This window comes from Mycobacterium botniense (assembly GCF_010723305.1).
In the GTDB taxonomy this organism is placed as follows: Bacteria; Actinomycetota; Actinomycetes; order Mycobacteriales; family Mycobacteriaceae; genus Mycobacterium; species Mycobacterium botniense.
In genome coordinates, this window is sequence record NZ_BLKW01000004.1 from 1,171,956 (window position 1) to 1,188,676 (window position 16,721).

Annotated in this window: 14 protein-coding genes and 1 riboswitch; of the genes, 11 read left to right on the top strand and 3 right to left on the bottom strand. The window is 64.8% G+C overall.

Features of this window, described 5'->3' with window-relative positions; translation table 11 throughout:
* Window positions 1–160 precede the first annotated feature (160 nt).
* The gene (locus G6N08_RS15410) at window positions 161–1,348 is read left to right on the top strand and encodes a PPE family protein (RefSeq protein ID WP_163758685.1); all 1,188 of its coding nucleotides are present in this window, start codon (window positions 161–163) and stop codon (window positions 1,346–1,348) included.
* A 331-nt stretch (window positions 1,349–1,679) separates the two neighbouring features.
* The gene (locus G6N08_RS15415) at window positions 1,680–2,903 is read left to right on the top strand and encodes a PPE family protein (RefSeq protein ID WP_281352761.1); all 1,224 of its coding nucleotides are present in this window, start codon (window positions 1,680–1,682) and stop codon (window positions 2,901–2,903) included.
* A 57-nt stretch (window positions 2,904–2,960) separates the two neighbouring features.
* Here G6N08_RS15415 and fdxE read toward each other — a convergent pair whose 3' ends face one another.
* Window positions 2,961–3,170 (bottom strand): ferredoxin FdxE, encoded by a 210-nt coding sequence (gene fdxE / locus G6N08_RS15420; protein ID WP_163758687.1) that lies wholly within the window; start codon window positions 3,168–3,170, stop codon window positions 2,961–2,963.
* Window positions 3,171–3,333: 163 nt separating this feature from the next.
* On the opposite strand from fdxE, the gene G6N08_RS15425 reads away from it, so the two are divergent.
* From G6N08_RS15425 to eccA, 9 genes are all read left to right on the top strand, one after another.
* The gene (locus G6N08_RS15425) at window positions 3,334–4,509 is read left to right on the top strand and encodes a cytochrome P450 (protein ID WP_163758689.1); all 1,176 of its coding nucleotides are present in this window, start codon (window positions 3,334–3,336) and stop codon (window positions 4,507–4,509) included.
* 332 nt (window positions 4,510–4,841) lie between these two features.
* A complete protein-coding gene (locus G6N08_RS15430) occupies window positions 4,842–5,141 on the top strand; it encodes a PE family protein (protein WP_163758691.1) in 300 nt (99 codons plus the stop codon).
* A 486-nt stretch (window positions 5,142–5,627) separates the two neighbouring features.
* A complete protein-coding gene (locus G6N08_RS15435) occupies window positions 5,628–5,924 on the top strand; it encodes a WXG100 family type VII secretion target (protein WP_163757283.1) in 297 nt (98 codons plus the stop codon).
* A gap of 19 nt (window positions 5,925–5,943) precedes the next feature.
* Window positions 5,944–6,228: a WXG100 family type VII secretion target gene (locus G6N08_RS15440; RefSeq protein ID WP_163757281.1), complete on the top strand. Its 285-nt coding sequence runs from the start codon at window positions 5,944–5,946 to the stop codon at window positions 6,226–6,228.
* 78 nt (window positions 6,229–6,306) lie between these two features.
* Window positions 6,307–7,221, top strand: a complete 915-nt coding sequence (locus G6N08_RS15445; RefSeq protein ID WP_163758693.1) for an ESX secretion-associated protein EspG — start codon at window positions 6,307–6,309, stop codon at window positions 7,219–7,221.
* 229 nt (window positions 7,222–7,450) lie between these two features.
* On the top strand, window positions 7,451–8,959 hold the full coding sequence (gene eccD, locus G6N08_RS15450) for a type VII secretion integral membrane protein EccD (protein ID WP_163758695.1): 1,509 nt from the start codon (window positions 7,451–7,453) through the stop codon (window positions 8,957–8,959).
* Window positions 8,937–10,667 (top strand): type VII secretion-associated serine protease mycosin, encoded by a 1,731-nt coding sequence (gene mycP, locus G6N08_RS15455; RefSeq protein ID WP_163760716.1) that lies wholly within the window; start codon window positions 8,937–8,939, stop codon window positions 10,665–10,667. The genes eccD and mycP overlap by 23 nt, the downstream gene beginning before the upstream one ends.
* On the top strand, window positions 10,664–11,857 hold the full coding sequence (eccE, locus tag G6N08_RS15460) for a type VII secretion protein EccE (RefSeq protein ID WP_163758697.1): 1,194 nt from the start codon (window positions 10,664–10,666) through the stop codon (window positions 11,855–11,857). The genes mycP and eccE overlap by 4 nt, the downstream gene beginning before the upstream one ends.
* Complete coding sequence (gene eccA, locus G6N08_RS15465) at window positions 11,854–13,692, top strand: type VII secretion AAA-ATPase EccA (RefSeq protein WP_163758699.1); 1,839 nt, start codon at window positions 11,854–11,856, stop codon at window positions 13,690–13,692. The genes eccE and eccA overlap by 4 nt, the downstream gene beginning before the upstream one ends.
* 75 nt (window positions 13,693–13,767) lie before the next feature.
* On the opposite strand, the gene G6N08_RS15470 is transcribed toward eccA, so the two are convergent.
* Complete coding sequence (locus G6N08_RS15470; protein ID WP_163758701.1) at window positions 13,768–15,570, bottom strand: NRAMP family divalent metal transporter; 1,803 nt, start codon at window positions 15,568–15,570, stop codon at window positions 13,768–13,770.
* Window positions 15,571–15,685: 115 nt separating this feature from the next.
* Window positions 15,686–16,141: a hypothetical protein gene (locus tag G6N08_RS15475; protein ID WP_163758703.1), complete on the bottom strand. Its 456-nt coding sequence runs from the start codon at window positions 16,139–16,141 to the stop codon at window positions 15,686–15,688.
* A 344-nt stretch (window positions 16,142–16,485) separates the two neighbouring features.
* A riboswitch (M-box (ykoK) riboswitch) is annotated at window positions 16,486–16,658 on the bottom strand.
* Between the last annotated feature and the right edge of the window lie 63 nt (window positions 16,659–16,721).

Genomic DNA, 16,721 nt, shown 5'->3' on the forward strand with positions numbered 1-16,721 from the left:
CCGGGCCGTTGCCGTGGGTCGAGGATTGACACAGATACTGAGGGAGAGAGCGCGACACCGTGCCGATTCCTGGGCAATTCCCTATCACACCGCACGTTGCTGTCGCTCGGCGCGCGTTCATCGGCAGCCCTCGCGCGGTGGTGGCCAGGGGTGTGGTCTAGTGCTGGACTTCGGGCTACTACCGCCGGAGATCAATTCGGGCCGAATGTATTCGGGGCCCGGGTCGGATTCGATGCTGAAAGCTGCAGTGGCCTGGGACAGGCTGGCCGCCGAGCTGCGGTCGGTTGCCGCGTCCTACGGCTCAGTGGTGGCGGGGCTGACAAGTGGCCCGTGGCTGGGTCCTGCGTCAACGTCAATGGCGGCCGCAGCAGCACCCTATGTGGCGTGGTTGACCAGCACCGCGGCGCAGGCGGAAGAGGCAGCCGATCACGCCAGGGCAGCTGTGGCCGCGTACGAGGCGGTGTTTGCGGCTACCGTGCCGCCGCCGGTGATCGCAGCCAACCGGGCTCAGCTGAGGGCATTGACCGCGACGAATTTTTTCGGCCAGAACAGCGTCGCGATCGCCGCCACCGAAGCCCACTACGGTGAGATGTGGGCCCAAGACGCCGCCGCCATGTACAGCTATACCGACGACTCCTCGGTAGCCTGGGCCGTGACACCGTTCACCGTGCCGCCGCAGACCACGAATCTCGTCACCGCGATCGATCGGTCTGGGACGATCACGAAAGCCGGAAGCGGCACGGCGGCACAGACATCGACCACCGGCCCGCGGCTGGCTTCCCGGACAGCAATAACTAAAGGGCTGCAACAACTGCAAACGACATCGGCTGCCGATGAGGCAGGGCCTGTAACGTCATCGTGGCCGTGGTCGCTGATACCGAGCCCCACGAATCCCGCTTGGGGTCTGACCCCCGCCAACTACAAGACACTGATTCACGACCTGCTTCAGGAGTACAACTCGTACGGGACCGGAAACTCCGCGTGGTCAATCGGACAGCAATTGACATTCGGCCCCGGGGGCACCACTGCCGGTGCCGGCGGGGCCTGGTACCCGACACCGCAATGGGCGGGCCCCGGCGCTGGGAGCGGAACCGTCTCGGCGGCGGTAGGCCAGGGGAGCGCGATCGGGCGACTGTCGGTGCCGCCGAGCTGGGTGACGGCCCCGGCACCGCAAGCCCCAGGCGAGGCGACGCTGGGCGGCCACGCCGTCACGCCTGTCCACCCGGGCACCAGCGGTCTGCTGCGCGGTATTCCACTGGGGAGCGGTGCGGGGCGGCGCGCGGGCGGTTTCGTCCACCGCTATGGGTTCCGCCACGCGGTGATGCCGCGCCCGCCGTCGGCCGGGTAGCGCCTGGGGTTGTCCGCGCCACGATTATCCGTCCACGTGCGGCACGGTTGCTTTCTGCCTAACTATCGGTGCGCGCGGCGCCCGCGAACACCCCGGTGTTCATGGTGTTCGCGGCAGTGGCACGGGCCGGCCAAGCCAACGGCAGATGAACAGCGGATGCCTACCGATGAACGCTTGTCATCGGGCAGTGAATAGTTGGCGCGGTTGTGCGCGTTAGCTAACTTTGCCGTCTAACCTACGTGCCAAAGGTCCTCAACATCCTTTACACAGCGCCGGGGCCTCCGCGGTAACCGGGACTGCCAACGCGGCCGCGGCGGGATAGGGAGTTTTCGTGCTGGATTTCGGCGCGTTACCGCCGGAGATCAACTCCGCCCGGATGTACGCCGGCCCCGGTTCGGCATCGTTTCAAGCCGCCGCGTCAGCGTGGAACAGCCTTGCGGCAGAGTTGAATTCGGCGGCCATCGGTTATGAGCGGGTGATTACGCAACTGGCCAGCGAGGAATGGCTCGGCGCGGCGTCGACGTCGATGGCCAACGCCGCGACACCGTACATCGACTGGATGAGCAGCACTGCCACGCAGGCCGAGCACGCAGCTACTCAGGCGAGAGCGGCGGCTGCCGCCTACGAGGAGGCCTTCGCGGCGACGGTGCCGCCGCCGGTGATCGCAGCCAACCGGGGCCAGCTGATGCAGCTGGTAGCGACTAACGTGCTGGGCCAAAACACTTCGGCTATCGCGCAACTCGAAGCGCAATACGGCCAGATGTGGGCTCAGGATGCCGCGGCGATGTACAGCTACGCCGGCCGGGCGGCGGCCGCCACCACAATGGCAACGTTCACGTCGCCGGTGGAGACCACCAACGCGGCCGGGCAAGCGATGCAGGCTGCAGCAGTCACCCAGGCCGCCGCCAACGCATCCGGCGTGAGCTCGCAGAGCCTTCTGCAAGAGCTAACTTCCCGGCTGCCGAGTTCGCTGGAAAGCCTCGCGGCACCCGCCACGTCGGCCTCGTCGACAACAGACCCGCTGACCGAACTGTGGTATCTGTTCAGCGGTCAGACCACGCTGCCCACCAGCGTCGGACAGTTGATAACCGGCTACAGCCCCTACTCGAACTTGTGGTACAACACGGAGGGCCTGCCGTACTTCAGCGTCGGTATGGGCAACTTCGGCGTTCAGATCGCCAAAAGCCTGGGCTGGATCGGCGGCGGTGCCCCGGCCGCTGCCGGGGGCGCGGCAAACGGCGCATCCGCCGGCGCAGGGGCAGTGGGCGGCTTGTTGGGCGGGGGTGGCGGTCCGGCGGCAGTATCGGCGGGACTGGGTAACGCACCGGCTGTCGGCGGGCTCTCAGTGCCGCCGTCCTGGATGGGAAACGCTCCATTGGCAAAGCCCACCGCCCCACTGCCGATCAGCAGCATAAGCGCCGCCCCGGAGATTGGGGGCGCCGGAAACCTGCTCGGCGGTATGCCATTGGCCGGGACGAACGCCGGCGCCGGTGGTGCCGCCCCCCGGTACGGGGTCAAACCGACTGTGATGGCACGCCCACCGTTCGCGGGATGATGCCGAGGTGCCGCGCATACGGATCCCCCCGGCATAGCGGATATTCGGCCCGGTTATCTAGTCACCGGTTGCCCGATTCTCCTCGAGGATGAGCGCCATTTCCGGGCAGGCGGCCACGCCGTCGCGGATCACTTGCTCCTCGTCCGGTCGCACGTCGTGCTCCTCAAGAATGGAATAGCCGGAGTGATCGACCGGGAAGAGATTGGGGTCGACGGCGTAGCACTGCGCATGCCCCACACATCTCGACTGATCGAGACGGACCCTCATTACGGTGTTCCTCTCTCGACGGCGCCGAGCCACGCGCCGGCGCCGTTCGAGTGTAGGCCGGGTGCGCCTGGCCCTGCCCGGGTGCTGACCCGATCGCCGCCGGGCTACCGCGCCTACGATACGAAGATCTCACGGCCGTGCACAGACAGGAGAACGACCGGGCATGAGCGTTGGCGATGACGGCGAGCCCGCCACGTTTCACCTGCCGCGGCTCGACTACTCCACGTTGCCCATGGCCGCGGACCGGGGTGCCGGATGGAAGCAACTGCGCGATGCCGGACCGGTGGTGTTCATGAACGGGTCGTATTACCTGACGCGCCGTGCGGACGTACTCGCGGCGCTGCGCAACCCCGAGGTCTTCTCGTCACGGTTGGCGCTGCAACCGCCGAGCAGCCCCCTGCCGGTAGTGCCGCTGGCTTTCGATCCCCCCGAACACACCCGCTACCGCAAAATCCTGCAACCGTACTTCAGCCCGCACGGGTTGAGCACCTCGGTTCCGGTGATTCGCCGGCATGCCGCCGACATGATCGAGATGCTGGCCAGCCGGGGCGAGTGTGAGGCTATGGCAGATTTCGCGAGCCGGTATCCATTTCAGGTATTCCTCGACCTCTACGGCCTGCCGCTGGAGGATCGCGACCACCTGATCGCCTGGAAAGACGCCATCATCGCCGACACGCCCTACCCGACCCAGACCAGCCTCGCCGCCGGCCGCGAACTGCACGACTATCTAGTGGCCGCGATCAGGCAACGCCGGCGGCAGCCGGGTTCTGACATGTTGTCGCAAGTGATGACGGGCGGCGGGGGCTTGAGCGATCTCGAACTGCTGGGTATGAGCCATCTGTTGATCCTGGCGGGGCTGGACACGGTAACCGCGGCGATCGGCTTCTGTCTGCTCGAACTGGCGCGCAGACCTCAGCTGCGAACGTTGCTACGCCAGAATCCCCCGCAAATAAGAGCTTTCGTCGAAGAGATCGTCCGCTTGGAGCCGTCGGCACCGGTGGCGCCCCGGGTCACTACCCGGGCTCTCCACGTCGGCGGGATGACGTTACCCGCGGGCTCACCGGTGAAGCTGTGCCTGGCCGCGGTCAACCGTGACGGCAGCGACCCGATGTCCGCCGATGAGCTGGTCATGAATGGGAAAGTGCACAGGCACTGGGGATTCGGTGGCGGGCCGCACCGGTGCCTGGGTTCGCATCTGGCGCGCATACAACTGACCGTCATCGTCGCGGAATGGCTGGCGCGAATCCCTGAATTCGAACTGGCGCCTGGTTACGCGCCCGAAATCCGCTTTCCGTCGAAGACCTTCGCGCTCAAGCAGTTGCCGCTGCGCTACCGCTGATCACACGACGGGCCGACTGACCGCGACCGCACCGGGTTTTAATCACCAAGGATTTTTTCTGCGAAGTAGCCGGGACGCGGCGGGCAAGTCCTTGGGCGGCGGATCACCACTGCCGCCGCAACCGGCGGTGAGCAGTCCGCTGCAACGGCGTGAACTGCGCTGATTCACCAACTGACGGTTGACGGCTGTTACCGTATTGTTACTTCAGGTGAACACCTATTGCCGCCTGGTGAACAGTTGTGAACATGTGGCGCTGCACACGGCAGAGTGCGCGGCATGCCTTTAGTCTTTCCACGGAGCAATTGCTCAAAGCTAGTGAGGGAGGAAGCTGAATGTCGTTCGTGACCACACAGCCCGAAGCGTTAGCAGCCGCGGCCGCCAACTTGCAGGGGATCGGCTCGGCGATGAGCGCCCAGAACGCGGCTGCGGCGGCCCCAACGACGGGGGTGGTTCCCGCGGCAGCTGACGAGGTATCGGCGCTGACGGCGGCACAGTTCGTCGCGCATGCGCAGATGTACCAGGCGGTTAGCGCGCAGGCCGCAGCGATTCACGAGATGTTCGTGAACACGCTCACCACCAGCGCCGGCTCGTACGCCGCTACCGAGGCTGCGAACGCGATCGCAGCGCAGTAACCGGCGCGACGGGTTCCATCCATGCATCGTGGGGTGCTGCCACCGGGGATCGATTCGGGGCTGACATCTGCCGGGCCGGGAGCAACACCGATATCGACCACCGCCATGGCCTGGGGACACGTTGGCTACCGAACCGCACGTGGGCTGGCGCAGTTCGGTCATCTCCGGGCTGATCAGCGGCGGCCCGCGGCCGTCGTCGGTCGCGACGAGAGCCTCGGCGGCACCCCGCCGGGTGCCCGTCGACTCCGCCGCAGCCCGGGTCGAGCAGTCCAGGGTGTGGGCCAAACCGGTGGCCGCCCGGAAGGCGACCCCCGTCCGATGTCTTTTTCATCGTGTTCATCGTGGTGCAACGCCCGGTATACGCCGGCTGAGGAAAGGGGGACTGATCCGAGTGTTTTAGGTCGGTGCGCTACGGCGTAACCTGTCGATAGCCGAGCATCACCACATCGATCACAGTCAACTAATTCAAGGTAAGGAGTGAGTAGGGTGCCTGCGCGTTTTATGACGGATCCGCATCAGATGCGGGCGATGGCTGGGCGTTTTGATGTGCACGCTCAGACGGTGGAGGATGAGGCCCGCAAGATGTGGGCGTCGTCGCAGAATATTGCCGGTGCCGGGTGGAGCGGGACCGCGCAGATGACGTCGTATGACACGATGGGTCAGATGCATCAGGCGTTTCGCAACATTGTGAATATGTTGCATGGGGTGCGTGATGGGCTGATTCGTGACGCGAATAATTATGAGGCTCAGGAGCAGGCCTCTCAGCAGTTGTTGAGCAGCTAGGGCAGAGGAGTTTTGGGTTATGACGATTAATTATCAGTTTGGTGATGTGGATGCGCATGGCGCCACGATTCGTGCTCAGGCGATGGCGTTGGAGGCTGAGCATCAGGCGATTGTGCGTGATGTGCTTGCGGCTGGGGATTTTTGGGGTGGTGCCGGTTCGGCGGCTTGCCAGCAGTTCATCACCGAGTTGGGTCGCAACTTTCAGGTGATCTACGAGCAGGCCAATGCCCATGGTGCCAAGGTGCAGACCGCCGGCTCCAATATGGCCGACACCGACGCCGCCGTCGGCTCCAGCTGGGCCTAATCTCCACCAGGCGCGACAGCACACCGGCCAGGTGTGCTGTCGCGTCCTGCGATCTCACGAGAACACACGAGAGTAGCGATGGATCAACAGAGCACCCGCACCGATATCACCGTCAACGTCGAAGGTTTGTGGCTGCTGCAGGCGCTGCTGGACATCCGCCACGTCGCGCCCGAGCTGCGGTGCCGCCCATTCGTATCGACCGACTCCATGGACTGGCTCAACCAGCATCCGGGGATGGACGTCATGCGCGAGGAAGGCATTGTCACCGGAGACACGGTCAATGAACAGGTCGCCGCCCGGATGCGGGTGCTTGCCGCACCGGATCTGGAAGTCATCGCACTGCTGTCACGGGGCAAGTTGCTTTACGGCGTCAAGGAAAAAGCTGAAGGGGAGGAAGAAGAACCTCCGGGGTCACGGGACATCCCCGACAACGAATTCCGTGTCGTGTTGGCTCGGCGTGGTCAGCACTGGGTGTCGGCGGTTCGGGTGGGCAATGAGATCACCATCGATGACGTGGCTATCACCGATACCGCTTCGATCGCCGCATTGGTATTCGACGGCCTGGAGTCGATCCATCACGCGGATCCGGCGACCATCAGCGCGGTCAACGTGCCGCTCGAGGAAATGCTGGAAGTGACCAAGGCGTGGCAGAGTTCGGGCTTCAACGTCTTCTCCGGGGGAGATTTGCGACGGTTGGGTATCAGTGCCGCCACCGTGGCCGCGCTTGGACAAGCACTGGCGGACCCGCAGGCCGAAGCGGCGGTTTATGCCCGCCAGTACCGCGACGACGAACGCGCCCCCAGCGCTTCGGTGCTGTCGTTGAAAGACGGATCGGGCGGACGCATCGCGCTCTACCAGCAAGCGCGGACAGCAGGTTCGGGCGAAACGTGGCTGGCGATCTGTCCCGCAACGCCGCAGCTCGTGCAAGTCGGGGTGAAGACGGTTTTAGATACGCTGCCATATGGCGAGTGGAAGACACATAGCCGACTTTAGCTGTCAGGATGAAACACGAAGTCCGCCAAGCTATTTCAGCAAAGCTGTCAGCAATGGTGCAGACGTCGTATAGTGCTGGAGAAGAGGCGTGCAAAACAGCGCCACCAATAACAAATCGCGAGGCAAGCCGGATGGGTTCAGAATTTGCGGGCCGGTGCGTACCGCCGGAGTGTGACGTCGGGGCGGACGTGCCCGATATGGCGGTCTCTCGAGCGGGAAGGGCGAGGCGATGACAGCGGTAATCGAGGCACCACAGCCAGGTGCCGACGCCGTCTCCGTTTCCCGGGCGGCGGTCGTCGGCGTCATGGCCAACGACGTGCAGATTAGCGTGCTCTTGGACGCGAATGCCCCGGTCCACGTGATGATCGACCCGCTGCTGAAGGTGATCAACAGCCGCTTGCGGGAGTTGGGCGTTCCCACCCTGGAAGCCAAGGGCCGTGGCCGCTGGGCGCTGTGCCTGGTCGATGGCACCCCGCTGCGGCCCACGCAGTCGCTCACCGAGCAAGACATCTACGACGGCGACCGCTTGTGGCTTAAGTTCTTAGAAGACACGGAACGCCGGTCACAAGTCATCGAGCATATCTCCACAGCGGTTGCGGCGACGCTCAGCAAACGATTCGCGCCCATCGACCCGGATGCCGCCGTGCACGTCGGTACCGCGATGGTGGCGATCGGAGTGCTGTTGGCCAGTGCCTTGCTCGGCTGGTGGCGTTGGCAGGACCAGTCATGGCTGGCGGCCGCTTACGCCGGCGCGGTGGCCGTCGTGGTGTTCACCGTGGCTGCCCTGATCCTGATCCGATCCCAGACTGTGCAGGATCGCCGGCTCGGCGACATCATCCTGCTCAGCGGACTACCGCCGCTGGCCGTGGCGGCCGCCGCCACACCGCCGGGTCCGTTGGGCGCTCCCCATGCGGTGCTGGGCTTCGGAGTCGTCGCGGTCGCGTCGGTGTTGATCATGCGGTTCACCGGTCGCCGGCTGGGCATCTACACCGCGATCGTCGTGGTCAGCGCCGCGGTCACAGTAGCGGCGATGGTGCGGATGGTGCTGCTCACCGGAGCTGTGACGCTGCAAACCTGCGTGCTACTGGGCTGTGTGCTGATGTATCACGCCGCCCCCGCGTTATCGCGGTGGCTGGCCGGGATACGTCTGCCGGTGTTCCCGTCCGCCACCAGCCGCTGGGTGTTTGAGGCCCGACCCGACTTGCCGACCACCGTCGTGACATCCGATGGCGGGACGCGGACGCTGGAAGGCCCCGCGTCAATCCGAGACGTGCTCGCAGAAGCCGAACGCGCGCGATCGTTCCTGACAGGGCTGCTGGCCGGGTTGGGTGCGCTGGTCGTGGTGTGCAGCGCCGGGCTGTGTGATCCGCGAACCACCCAGCGCTGGTTGCCGCTGCTGCTGGCCGCCTGCATGTTCGGGTTCCTGATCTTGCGGGGGCGCTCCTTCCGGGATCGCTGGCAGGCGATCACCGTGGCGGTCACCGCAGTGCTGATTGTCGCGGCGGTTGTCGTGCGCTATGCGATGGTGTTGGCTAACCCCCTGGTGGTGTCCGTGGCAGCGGCGATCCTGGTGCTGCTGCCGGCGGCCGGGCTGACCGCCGCTGCGGTGGTGCCCAACTCCATCTACAGTCCGCTGTTCCGCAAATTCGTGGAATGGATCGAATATCTGTGCCTCATGCCGATATTCCCGCTGGCGCTGTGGTTGATGAATGTCTATGCGGCAATCCGGTATCGCTGACCGTCGGCGCCGGCGCAGCCGGGTAGCCGGAGTCACCGCAGCCGCGATGATGGTGGCTGCGGGTGCACTGAACGGTATGCCGTCCGCCTACGCCATCAGCCCGCCGGTGATCGACCCCGCGGCGGTGCCTCCTGATGGACCGCCGGGCCCGATACAGCCGATGCGCCAGAGCTCGTACTGCACCGAGGTAGGTGTTTTACCGGGCACTGATTTTCGGGTCCAGCCCAAATACATGGACATGCTGAACCTGAACGAGGCATGGCAGTTCGGCCGCGGCGCCGGTGTCAAGGTGGCCGTCATCGACACCGGGGTGACGCCGCATCCCCGGCTGCCGCGGCTGATCCCGGGCGGGGATTACGTGGTGGCCGGGGGCGACGGTCTATCGGACTGCGACGCTCACGGCACACTGGTGGCATCGATGATCGCCGCGACCCCGGCCAATGGCGCCGCACCGTTGCCACCGCCGGTCCGCAGGCCGCTTCCCGTTCCCACCAACGAACCGCCGCCGCCACCCCCACCACCGCAGACGATCACGCTATCGCCGCCGCCGCCGACAACAGTGATGGTGAATCCACCGCCGGAGGAGCTTCCGCCACAGCCCGGGCTACCGTGGCTGCCGCCGCCGCCGCCGAAGGCGCCGGCCGCCAACAAAGGTCATGCGAGCATCACGACCCCCGTCTATTCAGGCGGCAGGCGCGTGGCCGGCGCCGACCACCCGAAGAATCCGGCCGAGCCGCCGGCGCCGCCGCCTCCCGATGCGTTCAGCGGCATTGCCCCGGACGTGGAGGTGATCTCGATCCGCCAGTCGAGCCAGGCCTTTACCGAAAAGGAGCCATTCGGCGGGGAGGATCCGCAGACGCGGAAGAAGAGGGACAACATCCGGACCTTGGCCCGCGCGATCGTGCACGCCGCCGACCTGGGAGCCTCGGTCATCAATATTTCCGACGTGACATGTATGAGCGCCCGCAACATCATCGACCAGGCGGACCTCGGCGCAGCAGTGCGCTACGCGGCGGTCGACAAGGATGTGGTCATCGTGGCTGCGGCCGGCGACACCAGCAAAAAAGACTGCAAACAAAACCCGATCTATGATCCATTGCAGCCCAACGATCCTCGAGACTGGGCTGGTGTCAACACGGTCGTCACACCGTCGTGGTTCAACGAATATGTCTTGACCGTGGGCGCGGTGGATTCCACCGGCCAGCCGATGACCAATATGAGTGTCGCGGGACCGTGGGTGTCGATCGCCGCTCCGGGTACCGACGTCGAGGGACTCTCACCGCGTGACGACAGCCTGATGAACGCGGTCGAGGGCCCTGACAATACGCTGCTGGTGCCGTCCGGCACCAGCTTTTCGACCGCGATCGTCTCCGGGGTGGCGGCGCTGGTGCGCGCGAAATATCCCCAGCTGTCCGCCCATCAGATCATCAACCGGTTGATCCGCACCGCCAGGCCCCCGGCCCGCGGCGTCGACAACCAGGTCGGGTACGGCATCGTCGACCCGGTGGCGGCGCTGACCTGGGATGTGCCGGACGGGCCGGTGCTGCCGCCACAACGGCTGTCCGCGCCGCTGCAGATGCCGCCACCAAGCCCACCGCGCGATATGACGCCGGTGTGGGTGGCCGCCGGGGGGCTGGCCGCGGCACTGCTGGTTGCCGGCGCCGTCGTCGGAGGAGCGGTGCTGCTGCGGCGCTCGAGGCGCGGATGAAAGCGCAATCCCGGTTCAACCTGGCTCTCTCGTGGCCCCGGGTCACCACCGTTTTCCTGATCGACGTCGCGGTGCTGGCGCTGGCCAGCCACTGCCCGGAGTCTTGGCAGACCGATCACCTCGCATGGTGGGCCGGTATCACCATTGCGGTAGCGGTAACCATCGGCGGGCTGCTCACCTACCTCGGGATACCGATCGCGTCGGCGCCGTTCGCCCGGGTGAGGAACTGGTATGCCAACCCTGACGGCGTGCTGACCGCCGGACGCACCCCGGCCATCGACCACCGGCGGCGCTTCAGCCGCGATGTCGTCGGGATCCGCGAGGACCGCGGCCACCTACTCTCGGTGATCGCCGTGGAAGGGCGGGAAGAGACCCCTCCTGGCCGACACCACCACCCCGAAGTAGCACCGGCCACATTACCCCTGGACGCCGTCGCCTCATGGCTGCGCCAGTTCGATGTCCGCCTGGACAGCATCGATATCGTCTCGGTGGGAACACGACGCGCGACCGCCGCGGTGTCCCCGGTCCCGGGGTATCGGGAACCAACCGACGAAGCCTCGACACTTGACCAGCGCAGCACCTGGCTGGTGCTGCGGATGGATGCGCAACGCAATGTCGCCGCGGTGGCTGCTCGCGACTCGGTGGCGTCCACCTTGGCCGCGGCCACCGAGCGGGTCGCCCAGAACCTGGATGGTCGACGCTGCAGCGCCCGAATACTGACCGCCGATGACATCGCTGACATGGAGGACGTAGTGCTGGCCGGTCTGCAGCCGGCGCAGATCCGGCCCTACTGGCGCTATCTCCGGCACATGAGCGGCTACGTGACCAGCTTCTGGGTATCGCCGAACGATATTACTTCTGAGACCCTCGGTCAGTTGTGGCATCCGGATACGGAGGGCGCTGTTGTCACGATCCGGCTCACGATGCGTGGCGGCAAACCACAGGTATCGGCCTGGGTCCGGTACCACAGCCGCAGGCGCTTGCACAAGGACGTGCGCAGTGGGTTGAATCGGCTCACCGGCCGTCAACTGGCCGCCTTGCGCGCCAGCTTGCCGGCGCCGGCACCCCAGCCGGCGCTGAACGTGCCAAGTCGTAGGCTGGATGACAACGAACATATCGAGGTGCCCGTGAACGCGGTACCGCAATACGCAGCACATGACGAAATGAGCGGGGCAACAGCGCAACGATGACCACGCCGCAGTCGGCCGCAGTGGATGCACGCAACGCGATGGTGGCCGGTCTGCTGGCCTCCGGAATCTCCGTCAACGGGCTGCAACCCAGCCATAACCCCCAGGTGGCGCTGCGGATGTTCACCACGGCCACCGCCATCGATCCCGAGATGTGTGATGCCTGGCTGGCCCGGCTGCTGGCCGGTGACCAAAGCCTTGAGGTGCTTGCCGGGGCGTGGGCCGCGGTCAAAACGTTCGGGTGGGAGATCCGCCGCCTGGGCATCACGGACCTCCAGTTCCGCCCAGAGGTGTCCGACGGACTGTTTTTGCGGTTGGCGATTACCAGCGTGGAGTCGCTCGCGGCCGGCTATGCAGCGGTGTTGGCTGAGGCCAAACGCTACGAGGAAGCGTCGCGGTTGCTCGATGCTGCCGAACCGCGAAACCCGATCGACGCCGAACTGCTCAGGTATGTGCGCGGTGTGCTCTACTTCCGCACCGGCCGCTGGCCGGATGTGCTGACCCAATTCCCGCCCGCGGAGCTGTGGCGACAGCCCGAACTGAAAGCCGCCGGGGCGGCCATGGCCACAACGGCACTGGCCTCCCTCGGGGTGTTTGAGGAAGCCTGTCGCCGCGCACAGGAGGCCATCGAAGGAGACCGGGTGCCCAGCGCGGCCAACGTCGCGATGTATACCCAGGGCATGTGCCTGCGCCACTTGGGCCGTGAAGAAGAAGCCGTTGAACTGTTGCGCCGGGTGTATTCGCGCGACGCGAAGTTCGCCCCGGCCCGGGAAGCCTTGGACAACCCCAGCTACCGATTGGTGCTCACCGACCCAGAAACCATCGAGGCACGCACCGACCCGTGGGATCCCGACAGCGCGCCCACCCGCGAGCAGGCCGAGGCCGCCCGCCACGCCGAGATGGCCAAGAAGTATTTGGCAGAAGGAGATGCCGAGCTCAACGCGATGCTGGGCATGGAGAAGGCCAAACGCGAGATCAAGCTGATCAAGTCGACGACGAAGGTGAACCTGGCCCGCGCCAAGATGGGCCTGCCCGTACCGGTCACGTCGCGCCACACCTTGCTGCTGGGTCCGCCCGGCACCGGGAAAACCTCGGTGGCACGCGCGTTCACCAAGCAATTGTGCGGATTGACGGTGCTGCGGAAACCGGTGGTGGTCGAAACCAGCCGCTCCAAGCTGCTGGGCCGTTATATGGCGGACGCGGAAAAGAACACCGAAGAGATGCTCGAAGGAGCGCTGGGCGGCGCGGTGTTTTTCGACGAGATGCACACGCTGCACGAACGCGGGTATCACCAAGGCGACCCGTACGGCAACGCGATCATCAACACCCTGCTGCTGTACATGGAAAACCACCGCGACGAGCTGGTAGTGTTCGGGGCGGGCTACGCCAAGGCCATGGATCGGATGCTGGAGGTCAACCCCGGTCTGCGGCGGCGATTTTCGACCGTGATCGAGTTCTACAGCTACACCCCTGACGAGTTGATCGCGCTGACGAAGTTGATGGGCAGGGAAAACGAAGACGTCATCAGCGACGAGTCAGCTGAGGTGCTGCGGCCCTCGTACACGAAGTTTTACCTCGACGAAAACTACTCCGAGGACGGGGATTTGATCCGCGGCATCGACGTGCTCGGCAATGCGGGATTTGTACGCAACGTGGTGGAGAAGGCTCGGGATCACCGCAGTTTTCGTCTCGATGACGAAGATCTCGACGCGGTGTTGGCCAGCGATGTCGAAGAGTTCAGCGAAGCGCAGCTGCTCCGGTTCAAGGAACTGACCCGTGAAGATCTCGCCGAAGGCCTCAGCGCTGCGGTGGCCGAAAAGAAAACAGACGAAGCATAAGGTGTCGGCATCGAGGGCACGAGCGCGCTGCCGGCGGTCGCCGACGCCGGTGCGCCGCACCGCCGGGCTGACCGTTTAGCCGATGCCGGCCTGGACGACCCTGACCACGACCAGCACACCGGCAAGCACCAGGTAGGCCCGCAGCGTTAGCAGCCCTGCGCGGCGCACCGGCGACATCACGGGCCGCTCCAGGGATGCGAAAGCAGGCATGCGCCACGTTGCGCGGATCTTGTCGCGGAGGGCTTTGCGATCGGCACGGGTCAACCGCGGAAAGTTTTCCAATTCGTCGAGCTGTTCGGGATCGAGCGCACCGAGTGGCACGGTGTTTTCCGCATCCCGCCGGTCGGCGTACCAACCGATTGCGAACACAATGGCGGCGCCGAGCAGGCCGATTACCGCACCAACACCCAGACCACCCTCAAGTGTCTCGGTTGACAGGTTGGGGAAGAGCGTCACCGCCGTCAGCATCAGCGACAGCACGACCAGCGACCAGACGATCATCCAGGCTAAAGCGTTCTGGCGGAAAGTGTTCACCCAGGGTCCCAGCACCGGACGGTCGTTGCACAACAGCACCAAGAACACCGTCGCCGAGGGCAGCAGAACACCGCCGAGTACTTGGACGCCTTGGGTGATCAGACCGAGGACGTGGTCGGGACTAAACGCGACGGCGGCCGACACCCCAAGCAGCGCCGCGTAAGTGCCGTAAAACAAGGGGGCTTCGGTGATTTTCCAGTGCAGCGAGTGGGGTTTGCCCAGGGCGTCACCGAGCGCATAGGTGGTGGATAATCCGATCACGTTGGCGCCGATCAGCGAACAGTCCAACAAGACAACAGCGAAGAGGACGCCAACCGGATGCCCGACATGGTCGGACAGTTGAGACGCGACCGCTCCAGCGTCGGTGAATCTACCGGCAGCGCTCGTCCCGCCCAACCCGAATGCGGTCACCGCCATCAACGCTATCGCCCCGCCAATCACACCGACGATGCCGATGATCAGGTCGGCTCGACCGTAGTGCATCCATCTGGGCGTGATCCGTTTGTCGACGACGTTGGATTGCTGAAAGAACAACTGCCACGGTGCCACGGTGGTGCCAACTATCGCCAGGATCACCATCAAGACGATGGAATCAGGCTCACCCGGTAGCGAAGGCACCAGCCCTCGGAAACTTTTGCCCAAGGTGGGATGTACCAGCAGCACCACCGGGACAAGGGTCAGATTCACCGTAATGAGCACGAACATCATTTGCTCCCAACGGCGGAACGAACCACCGGCCACAACGCCGAACAGCAACACCGCAGCCGTCGGGATGGCGATCGTCTTGGGACAGCCCAGAAATCCGAGCGCCAGCGATACACCGATGAATTCCGTGACGATTGTCAACGCATTGAGAATCAACAGGTCACCGATGCTGAATGCGCCCCAGAACTTGCCGAACCGTTCGAAAATCAGCCGGGCATGACCTACCCCGGTGACCGCACCCAACCGCAGCACCATCTCCTGGTTCACGTACAGCACCGGGATCATCAACACTAATGTCCACAGCAGACTCATTCCGTAGTTCTGCCCGACCTCCGCATAAGTCGCTACACCACCGGCGTCGTTATCACCGGTCATGACGATCAGTCCCGGACCAGCGACGACCAGTAGTGTTCGCAGCTGCTGCCGGCGGTTGCCTGTTGGGGCAGTGGTGTCGCGTGCGATGCGGCCGAAAGCACCGATAATGTCGCCGAGATGCGCTGAGTTCGGCGCCGCCGACCCGGGTGCTTTTGGTACGAGTCCAGGTGTGACGTGCTGCCCGCTGTGACGCGTGCCGCCGCGGACTGCCGCTGCGTCACCGACGGCGACGGCAACGCGTGGTTCAGCGGAGATTTCGGTCATCACGATCTTCGCAATCTGTACGACAGTCGTGGGTGGTATGGCAGACGGTCAACCGCGCGCTGATCCGCGAGTGTCCGCGAGCGAGAAACGCCGCCCCGACTGTGGGGCGAATCCCTTAACTTGCCGCGTGTTCCGGGTGCGCTACCACACGCCGCTGCCGGCGAGACGCCTGGATGGGGAGCCGGCGGACACTGCGAGCGGCATCTTGGCTCCATGGTTGGCCCACTGCTGCACCATCAACCTGGGGTTCAGTGAAATGCATTGCATGCCAAGGATTTTTAGATACTTGTGCTCCTTGGGGCAGCTTTTTACCGATGCGGCTGCGGTAGTAGGACCATGGCTGCCGCTGCTCAGGCGGGGTGCCCACCATCTGGTCGAGCAGGTTGGTCGCATGCAGGGCTAAGGCGACGTGATGCTGAGCACGGCCTAAATCGCTGAACGCCCGGAACACGTCATCCTGGCCAGCGCGGGGGACCGTTGTCCCCGAGAGTAGTTCTAGTGCGCCGAACAGTGCGGCGCGGATGTCTCCGCACGCCCGGTGAATCTGGCGCTCGGGATTGGGTGGAGCCATCAGTTATCCCCCTGATATGCCTGTCTACCAACAAAGGATGCGGTCGTCTGTGTTGATGAGCCCGACCGGCTAACACGCAGGATCGCGAACTCGCCAGCGCTATGCGGGCGTGCCACATTGCCCCGCATACTGATAGCACGCAGGATTAGCGAGTCAGCGTCCGGAAAGCCTTACGCGGCAGAACGAATGCCGCTACGGGTTCGGGACGAAACGGATTCCGGATACGCCCATGGACTATCGCTCGGACTCATTCGCCCTCACCTCCTCGCGGCCAGGACACACGCGGGCGTCACTACAGTACACGCACGGAAGGGGATCGAGCGCCCGGCACTGACGGAGCCGAGCACGCACCCCTTTCGTCGGAGCTTTGGCACTGCACGGCGTATCCGGATCGGATCCGGAAGCCACTTGGGCTCAACCCTTGTGCCGGGAAGAGCTGTCCTGACCCGGGGCGTCTCTCGACGTTCGGGGTCAGTGGCCTGTATCCACGCAGACGCCTCACCTACCGAGGTGCTTGCCGTTTTATCGTGGCACCGAGACGGGCTACTCGTCAACGTTTCAGCGAAACTTCCACCAGGCC

Coding starts and splice junctions, on each gene's coding strand:
- eccE (WP_163758697.1), top strand. CDS start 10,664: ATGAAAGCGCAATCCCGGTTCAACCTGGCTCTCTCGTGGCCCCGGGTC.
- mycP (WP_163760716.1), top strand. CDS start 8,937: ATGCGGCAATCCGGTATCGCTGACCGTCGGCGCCGGCGCAGCCGGGTA.
- G6N08_RS15445 (WP_163758693.1), top strand. CDS start 6,307: ATGGATCAACAGAGCACCCGCACCGATATCACCGTCAACGTCGAAGGT.
- fdxE (WP_163758687.1), bottom strand. CDS start 3,170: ATGAGGGTCCGTCTCGATCAGTCGAGATGTGTGGGGCATGCGCAGTGC.
- G6N08_RS15475 (WP_163758703.1), bottom strand. CDS start 16,141: ATGGCTCCACCCAATCCCGAGCGCCAGATTCACCGGGCGTGCGGAGAC.
- eccD (WP_163758695.1), top strand. CDS start 7,451: ATGACAGCGGTAATCGAGGCACCACAGCCAGGTGCCGACGCCGTCTCC.
- G6N08_RS15430 (WP_163758691.1), top strand. CDS start 4,842: ATGTCGTTCGTGACCACACAGCCCGAAGCGTTAGCAGCCGCGGCCGCC.
- eccA (WP_163758699.1), top strand. CDS start 11,854: ATGACCACGCCGCAGTCGGCCGCAGTGGATGCACGCAACGCGATGGTG.
- G6N08_RS15425 (WP_163758689.1), top strand. CDS start 3,334: ATGAGCGTTGGCGATGACGGCGAGCCCGCCACGTTTCACCTGCCGCGG.
- G6N08_RS15440 (WP_163757281.1), top strand. CDS start 5,944: ATGACGATTAATTATCAGTTTGGTGATGTGGATGCGCATGGCGCCACG.
- G6N08_RS15470 (WP_163758701.1), bottom strand. CDS start 15,570: ATGACCGAAATCTCCGCTGAACCACGCGTTGCCGTCGCCGTCGGTGAC.